The organism is Collinsella sp. HCP28S3_E9 (genome assembly GCF_052065455.1).
GTDB lineage: Bacteria > Actinomycetota > Coriobacteriia > Coriobacteriales > Coriobacteriaceae > Collinsella.
This window is the reverse complement of record NZ_JBQHTZ010000004.1, coordinates 132,073-140,058: the sequence shown is the minus strand read 5'-3', so window position 1 is coordinate 140,058 and position 7,986 is coordinate 132,073. Positions and strand designations below refer to the sequence as shown.

5 protein-coding genes are annotated in these 7,986 nt (G+C 59.3%); all 5 read right to left on the bottom strand.

All coding sequences use genetic code 11. The features are described from left to right. Positions 1–442: 442 nt before the first annotated feature. Complete coding sequence (locus ACTNA2_RS03425; protein ID WP_370450555.1) at positions 443–1,930, bottom strand: YfcC family protein; 1,488 nt, start codon at positions 1,928–1,930, stop codon at positions 443–445. 138 nt (positions 1,931–2,068) lie between these two features. Then, positions 2,069–3,064 carry an ornithine carbamoyltransferase gene (gene argF / locus ACTNA2_RS03420; RefSeq protein ID WP_006234279.1) on the bottom strand — a complete coding sequence of 332 codons (996 nt, stop codon included), beginning with the start codon at positions 3,062–3,064 and terminating at the stop codon, positions 2,069–2,071. A gap of 104 nt (positions 3,065–3,168) precedes the next feature. Beyond that, positions 3,169–4,410, bottom strand: a complete 1,242-nt coding sequence (gene arcA, locus ACTNA2_RS03415) for an arginine deiminase (RefSeq protein ID WP_427719159.1) — start codon at positions 4,408–4,410, stop codon at positions 3,169–3,171. 578 nt (positions 4,411–4,988) lie between these two features. Beyond that, the gene (locus ACTNA2_RS03410) at positions 4,989–6,113 is read right to left on the bottom strand and encodes an aminotransferase (RefSeq protein ID WP_441048611.1); all 1,125 of its coding nucleotides are present in this window, start codon (positions 6,111–6,113) and stop codon (positions 4,989–4,991) included. Positions 6,114–6,375: 262 nt separating this feature from the next. Continuing rightward, the gene (arcA, locus tag ACTNA2_RS03405) at positions 6,376–7,617 is read right to left on the bottom strand and encodes an arginine deiminase (RefSeq protein ID WP_427719159.1); all 1,242 of its coding nucleotides are present in this window, start codon (positions 7,615–7,617) and stop codon (positions 6,376–6,378) included. Positions 7,618–7,986: the final 369 nt, after the last annotated feature.

Here is a 7,986-nt window from a genome sequence, read left to right as displayed (position 1 = left end):
CGGGGTCGTGGGATTTTTTGTTGGTGGTGCTGGGGCGTTTTTTTTGGGGAGTTGTAAAAACCCGGGCCAAAAAAACCCCCCCCGGCCAAAAATACCCGCCCCCAAACGCACTTCCCCTGCACCAGCAATGGCAACATCGCAGGTTGAGCATAAGTCAGCGAGCGCCGTCCAGAACGTACGAGTTGGCATGAAAAAGGCAAGGCATAGACCTTTTGGTCATGCCTTGCCTTTTGAATGGCAAATTGTCGTTCTGGGCGGCGCGCAGCGTCAACTGGTTGCGCGGTTCGTAGAACCGCGCAACATAAGAGCGCCCCCTCCCGCGCACGGAACGGGAGGGGGCTAAAGGTAGGAGTCTACCGGTGGGTTGACCCCACCGGACAGACGATGACCAAGTGATCCTCTACAGGATCGTCAAGGTTTCCGTGGGGCACCCGTTGGGTACTTAGATCAACACGCAGGCGACGGTCAGGATGATGGCGCAGACGACGGAGAGAACGACGATGAGCTTAAGGGCAAACTTGAGCCAGGTCGTCCACTCGATCTTGGCCAGGGCGAGACCGCCCATGATGGCACCGGAGGTCGGGGTGAACAGGTTCACGACACCGATGGCGGCGGAGAAGATCATGACCATGACCTCGGGCGAGAAGCCGAGCTTAACAGCCAGCGGTCCCATGATGGGCATGGAGACGGTAGCCATACCAGAGGTCGAGGGGATCAGGAAGGACAGGCCGAAGTAGACCAGGAAGCTCATGGGAGCGAAGATCACGCCGGACAGACCAGCCAGGGCACTGGCGGCAGCGTCGAGGACGTAGACGTCGAGACCGGTGTTGGCCATGAGGACGGAGATGCCACGGGCGAGGGCGATGACGAGAACAACGGACATCATGTCGGCAGCGCCGGTGATGAAGGTGTTAACGATCTGCTTCTCGGACAGGCCACCGATGATACCGATCAGGATAGCCATGAGGAAGAACCAGGTGGAAGCCTCGTCGAAGTACCACTGGCCAATGGGCAGGCCGGTGATCAGGGCAGACCAGCCCTGGACGACGGTGTTACCGTCGGCATCGTAGACAGCGCCAGCGTCAAAGAAGTTGGCGACGCCCTCGTTGAGGTCGGCCAGCGGAATGAAGCCGACGATCATGACGACGAAGGTGAAGGCGAAGGCGATCAGAACACCCTTCTGACGACCGGTGAGCTTGACCTCCTTGTTAACCTCGGAAGCAGCCTTGCCGTGAGCCTCTTCGGCGTCCTTGAGCTCCTGCATCGACAGGATGGTGGAACCCTTGTCAGCCTTGACCTTCTTGGCATAGCCCATGACGAAGAAGATGGAAATGGCCGTGGTAACAATCCACAGGACGGCACCGAGGCCGATGATGATGGACTGGTTGACCTCAATGCCAACGCCGGTCAGAGCGTCGACGGCAGCGCCGACGGCGAACGGGTTAACCGTGGAGCCCAGGCAGCCGCAGCCAGCGCCGAGCAGGACGGTAGCAGCGCCGACCATGGGGTCGAAGCCGGCAGCCATCATGGTAGCGGCGAGCAGGGCGTAGAAGGGAACGGTCTCCTCGCACATACCATAGGTGGTACCACCGAGGGAGAAGATGAGCATAAGGACAGGAACGAGCATGATCTCGTTGCCCTTAAGCTTCTGCACCAGAACGGCAATGCCGTTGTCCAGGGCGCCGGTCTCGGTCATCATACCGAGGAAGCCGCCGAGGATCATAACGAAGAGGCAGACGGGCAGAGCGTCAGCGAAGCCCAGGATCGGGGCGGTGCAGAAATCGCTCAGGCGGGCTGCAGTAACAGCGCCGCCGGACGTGCCGGAGACGATAACGGTAATCACTGCAACAATTGCCAGCAGAGCTAGAAGAATGGTGAACGATGAAGGCATACCGCGCTTTTTCTTAGCGGTCTCAGTCATGGTTCTCATCCCCCCTTCATAAATCATTTAACTTTCTCGCGCGAAGCGGATCTTCCGTGCCGTGCCCACCGCCCGACGCAAGATATTTACCAGACAAACCGCTCGGGGTGTGCAGCGATACACCCCGAGCGAAGTGCTTAAAGGCTCTTACTTGAGCGTTGCGTACATGACAGCCTTGATGGTGTGCATGCGGTTCTCGGCCTCGTCGAAAACCTTGGAAGCGGGGCTCTCGAAGACCTCGTCGGTGACCTCCTGCTCGGTAATGCCGAACTGCTCGCACTTCTCGGCGCCAATGGTGGTGTTGGTGTCGTGGAAGCTGGGCAGGCAGTGCAGGAAGATGGCACCCGGGTTGGCCATAGCCATGACCTCGGAGGTGACACGATACGGGGTGAGCTGAGCGATACGCTCGGCCCAGACCTCGTCAGGCTCGCCCATGGAGACCCACACGTCGGTGTAGATAACGTCGGCACCGGTGACGCCGTCCTTGACGTCGGTGGTCAGCTTGATGGTGCAGCCGTTAGCCTCGGCGATGGGCTTGCAGGCCTCGATGACGTCGTCAGCGGGCATGCACTCCTCGGGGCCACAGGCCACGAAATTCATGCCGAGCTTGGAGCAGACAACCATGAGGGAGCGAGCAACGTTGTTCTTGCAGTCGCCCATGAAGACGAGGGTCTTGCCCTTGATGTCGTAGTTGAAGTTCTCCTGGACGGTCAGGATGTCGGCGAGCATCTGGGTGGGATGCCACTCAGTGGTCAGGCCGTTCCACACGGGCACGCCGGACTTAGCGGCGAGCTCCTCGACGTCGTCCTGGGCAAAGCCACGGAACTCGATGCCGTCATACATGCGGCCGAGAACGCGGGCGGTGTCCTCGATGGACTCCTTCTTGCCCATCTGCGACGAACCCGGATCGAGGTAGGTGACGCCCATGCCCAGATCCATGCCGCCGACCTCGAAGGCGCAGCGGGTACGAGTGGAGGTCTTCTGGAAGAGCAGAACGATGTTCTTGCCCTCGAGATAGCGGTGCGGAACGCCAGCGCGCTTCATGTCCTTGAAGTTCTTGGAGAGCTTGAGCAGGTACTCGATCTCCTCGGTGGTGAGGTCGAGGAGCTTGAGGAAGCTACGGCCGGAGAGGTTAACACCCATGGTTCGTTTCCTTTCGAAAAATGAATTACGCAAGTATTCGTGTTGCCCGTTTGACGGGCGAAACCGGTGCGGTTGTAGGGGGACCGCACCGGAAACGGAAAGACTTAGAGGTCCTCGCGCCAGAAGGGCATGCTCATGCAGCGCGGGCCGCCACGGCCGCGGGAGAGCTCGGCGGAGGGCACGACGAGAAGGTCCAGGCCCTCCTTGTACAGCACGTCGTTGGTGACGGTGTTGCGGGCGTAGACGCAGATCTTGCCGGGCTCGACGCACAGGGTGTTGGAGCCGTCGTTCCACTGCTCGCGGGAGGCCGCGATCGGGTCGCCGCCGCCGCAGGGGATCAGCTTGACCTGGTCGACGCCGGTGGCGTCCTCCAGGACGTGCTCGAGGGTGTCCTCGATCAGGCGGATGTTCACGTCGCCCGGGTTCTTGCCGGCGGTCAGCTCGTAGACGCGCAGGGTGCCCATGATGGCGGGGTGGATCGTGAACTTATCGACGTCGATCTGGGTGAAGACCGTGTCGAGGTGCATGAAGGCGCGCGAGACCGGGATGTCGAAGGCCAGGATGCGCTCGACCTTGGAGTCGGAGTTCCAGAAGATGTTCTGGGCCATGACGTCGATAGCGGCGGCCTGGGTGCGCTGGGAGATGCCGACGGCGAGGGTCTTCTCGTTGATGTTCAGCACGTCGCCGCCCTCGGTGTGGAACTGGCAGTCGCGGCGGAAGTACAGGGAGACGTCCTTGTAGTCGGGGTGGTACTTGAAGACGTACTTGCCGTACAGGGTCTCGCGGTTGCGGGTGACCGAGTACATGCGGTTGAGGTTGACGCCCTCGCCGACGACCGCGAACGGGTCGCGGGTGAAGTAGAGGTTGGGCATCGGGTCGATGATCAGGTCGGACTCGGACTCGGAGTTGACCAGGGAGTCGAGGGTCGTGGAGGCCGTGAGGGGCATCTCGATCTCGGCCTTGGTCATGCCGGCCATGGTCTTCTTGACGAACTCGAGGTTGTCCTCGATGGAGTCCAGCTTCTCGCGGACGATCTGCGGCATGTGCTTCCCGCGGATGCCGGCCTCGGCGATGTACTGGTCGGTGAACTCGGCGCGGGCGCCGGGGACCTGGTCGAACACCTCGGCGACGAGGTTCTCGAGGTAGAGCACCTCGACGCCCTGGTCCCTCAGGATCTGGGCGAAGGTGTCGTGCTCCTGCTGCGCGACCTCCAGGAACGGGACGTCGTCGAACAGGAGCCGCTCGAGCTCGTCGGGCGGCAGGTTGAGGAGCTCGTCGCCGGGACGGTGCAGGCAGACCTTCCTGAGCTTGCCGATCTCGGAAGGCACGTGCAGACCTTTCGTCATGGCCTCCTACCTTTCTTTCGGGCCCTTGTCAGGGCCGATTCGTTAGCGCCCCTCCGTGTGAGGCGTTATTGCTGACGACATATTTATATCCAAAATCAACCCATACTTCCACCTTGCCCCCGAACGGTTTTTTATAGGGGGTGAACGGCATACACATATACTTCACGCATGGCACACTTCATCTTAATAAAGTGTATTTACGTGCTTAAACGCGTTTTCAATCCAAAAATCAAATGAAACTAAACTTTGTTAAACCACCCTCAGTTTGCATATTTCGCGCAACGATATGAATAGAATTCGCAATTCTTGCTGCATCTCAACCATTTTGAGTTTTATTCAAAAGAAAGTTCTTCCTATTCATTTTTTGCAAACAGATTACCGTTTACCAGACGTTGGATACCGTTCACCGGAAGCTTAGTATAAGGCCCGTCGAATACCCGATCGATCTTGCGTCTCCATTTGTAACAACTTGACTTTTCCGGCGGCAAAGACAAACAGACCCGCCCCCAAAAGGGGCGGGTCTGCATTCGGTACACCTAGGGCCAAGTAAGGTTTAGGCCTTCGCGGGCCTCAAGGGATTAGCAATCGAACTCGGCCAGTGCCTCGCCCAGAAGCCTCAAGCCCTCGCGAAGAACATTTTCGCTCGCGCAGTAGCCCAGGCGTGCGCCGCAGGGAAGCTCAAAACGGCTGCCGGGCACCAGCAGCACTCCCCTCTCGGACAACAGGCGCTTGCAGAACTCCTCGTCGTCCTCGGGAATATCAAGCCGGATAAACGAGGTAGACACGCCCTGCGGGGCCGTCCAGGAAACGCGATGTTGCGTATCGATCCAAGCCTGCACGATATCGCGATTGCCAGACACGATCTTGCGGTTGCGCTCGAGAATCTTGTCCTTGTGCTCAAGCACATAGGTCGCCAGGGCATCGTTGAACACGCCGCCGCAGATCATGGTGTAATCGCGATAGGTGCGGATGCGATTGGACACCTCTTCGTCGGCCACGACCCAACCCACGCGGGCTGCAGGCGTCGAATAGGTCTTAGACACCGAGTTGGTGACAATGGCCTTCTCATACACGTCGGCCATCGACATAAAGGACTCGGTGTTCTCGAGCGGCAGATATACCTCGTCACACAGCACGTAGGCGCCCACCGAACGGGCGATCTCGGCAATCTGACCGAGCGTATCGGCATCAAGCACCGTACCGATGGGGTTCGATGCGTTGTTGATGCAGATGAGTTTCGTGTTGGGACGCACCAGGCGCTTGAGCTCCTCGATATCGGGCTTCCAGCCGAGCTCCTCGCGAAGCTCCCAATACTCGACCTCGGCGCCCAGTGTACGCGGGATCTCGTAGAGCGGCGCATAGGTAGGCCACTCGGCGATGACATGATCGCCGGGCTCGACCACGGCCATGATGGCGTTGAGGTTGGCACCCGTGCAGCCATTGGTCTGCAAAATGTGATCGGGATTGACCTCGCGACGATAGAGCTTGGCGACCTCAGCCTTAAACTCCGGTGAACCCTCGATCCAGCCGTAGTTCATCTTCTCGCGGTCCAGGCGCTCGTAGAATGTGGCGCCGTCCTGCTCGTCGAGCGCGCGCAGCTCGCCCATGGTAAGCGAGGAGATCGTCGACTGGGCGATATCCCACGTAGCGCTCTTCTCCCAAACGTTAAGCCACTCCTCAACGCCGATCGTCTTGATATCCATGGTTAGGCTCCAATCGCTAGAACACGGGGATGATGCCGGCGAAGGTCATGGGAATCGAGATGATGCCCAAAAGGCAAAGAAGCCGACACCGTTGGGGGGGTATCAACGTGACTGCCCCTGGTCATATGGGCCGCCTTATCTGATGTTAATTAAGCTTCATTAAACAAGAATGGGGCGGTGCGAAAACCCGCACCGCCCCATTGGAAGACATCTAATGGCAGCTAGATGTTTGTATTAAGACCCGTACGGATCTTTGAAAACCTTAGAGGTCCTCGCGCCAGAAGGGCATGCTCATGCAGCGCGGGCCGCCACGGCCGCGGGAGAGCTCGGCGGAGGGCACGACGAGAAGGTCCAGGCCCTCCTTGTACAGCACGTCGTTGGTGACGGTGTTGCGGGCGTAGACGCAGATCTTGCCGGGCTCGACGCACAGGGTGTTGGAGCCGTCGTTCCACTGCTCGCGGGAGGCCGCGATCGGGTCGCCGCCGCCGCAGGGGATCAGCTTGACCTGGTCGACGCCGGTGGCGTCCTCCAGGACGTGCTCGAGGGTGTCCTCGATCAGGCGGATGTTCACGTCGCCCGGGTTCTTGCCGGCGGTCAGCTCGTAGACGCGCAGGGTGCCCATGATGGCGGGGTGGATCGTGAACTTATCGACGTCGATCTGGGTGAAGACCGTGTCGAGGTGCATGAAGGCGCGCGAGACCGGGATGTCGAAGGCCAGGATGCGCTCGACCTTGGAGTCGGAGTTCCAGAAGATGTTCTGGGCCATGACGTCGATAGCGGCGGCCTGGGTGCGCTGGGAGATGCCGACGGCGAGGGTCTTCTCGTTGATGTTCAGCACGTCGCCGCCCTCGGTGTGGAACTGGCAGTCGCGGCGGAAGTACAGGGAGACGTCCTTGTAGTCGGGGTGGTACTTGAAGACGTACTTGCCGTACAGGGTCTCGCGGTTGCGGGTGACCGAGTACATGCGGTTGAGGTTGACGCCCTCGCCGACGACCGCGAACGGGTCGCGGGTGAAGTAGAGGTTGGGCATCGGGTCGATGATCAGGTCGGACTCGGACTCGGAGTTGACCAGGGAGTCGAGGGTCGTGGAGGCCGTGAGGGGCATCTCGATCTCGGCCTTGGTCATGCCGGCCATGGTCTTCTTGACGAACTCGAGGTTGTCCTCGATGGAGTCCAGCTTCTCGCGGACGATCTGCGGCATGTGCTTCCCGCGGATGCCGGCCTCGGCGATGTACTGGTCGGTGAACTCGGCGCGGGCGCCGGGGACCTGGTCGAACACCTCGGCGACGAGGTTCTCGAGGTAGAGCACCTCGACGCCCTGGTCCCTCAGGATCTGGGCGAAGGTGTCGTGCTCCTGCTGCGCGACCTCCAGGAACGGGACGTCGTCGAACAGGAGCCGCTCGAGCTCGTCGGGCGGCAGGTTGAGGAGCTCGTCGCCGGGACGGTGCAGGCAGACCTTCCTGAGCTTGCCGATCTCGGAAGGCACGTGCAGACCTTTCGTCATGGCCTCCTACCTTTCTTTCGGGCCTTACTGGCCAAATGTATCAGCGCCCCTCCGTATGGAGCGCTGCTTGCTGACAGCTCTAGTTATATCCAATTTCCACCCGCAATTCCACCTCGCCCCCGAACGGTCAACAAACTACGATGAACGGTATATCGCATATGATTTCCCATGATGCACTTCAGTTTCATAAAGCAGATTTTCCTAGGTAAACGTTATTTTTCTAGGAAATCAAGATTGAACACTCAAAGTTATCCATGATTCAAAATTGCATAGCGAAAACGGTTTTCTGCATATAAATGACGCTTGTCCTCGATTCGACCTAAATTCGATTATATTCAGCTTGCTATCATTCTTATTCATACATTCTCA

What these genes read in the sequence shown, in the direction of transcription:
- ACTNA2_RS03410 (WP_441048611.1), bottom strand. Translation starts at nt 6,113, where the DNA reads ATGGATATCAAGACGATCGGCGTTGAGGAGTGGCTTAACGTTTGGGAG.
- argF (WP_006234279.1), bottom strand. Translation starts at nt 3,064, where the DNA reads ATGGGTGTTAACCTCTCCGGCCGTAGCTTCCTCAAGCTCCTCGACCTC.
- arcA (WP_427719159.1), bottom strand. Translation starts at nt 7,617, where the DNA reads ATGACGAAAGGTCTGCACGTGCCTTCCGAGATCGGCAAGCTCAGGAAG.
- ACTNA2_RS03425 (WP_370450555.1), bottom strand. Translation starts at nt 1,930, where the DNA reads ATGAGAACCATGACTGAGACCGCTAAGAAAAAGCGCGGTATGCCTTCA.
- arcA (WP_427719159.1), bottom strand. Translation starts at nt 4,410, where the DNA reads ATGACGAAAGGTCTGCACGTGCCTTCCGAGATCGGCAAGCTCAGGAAG.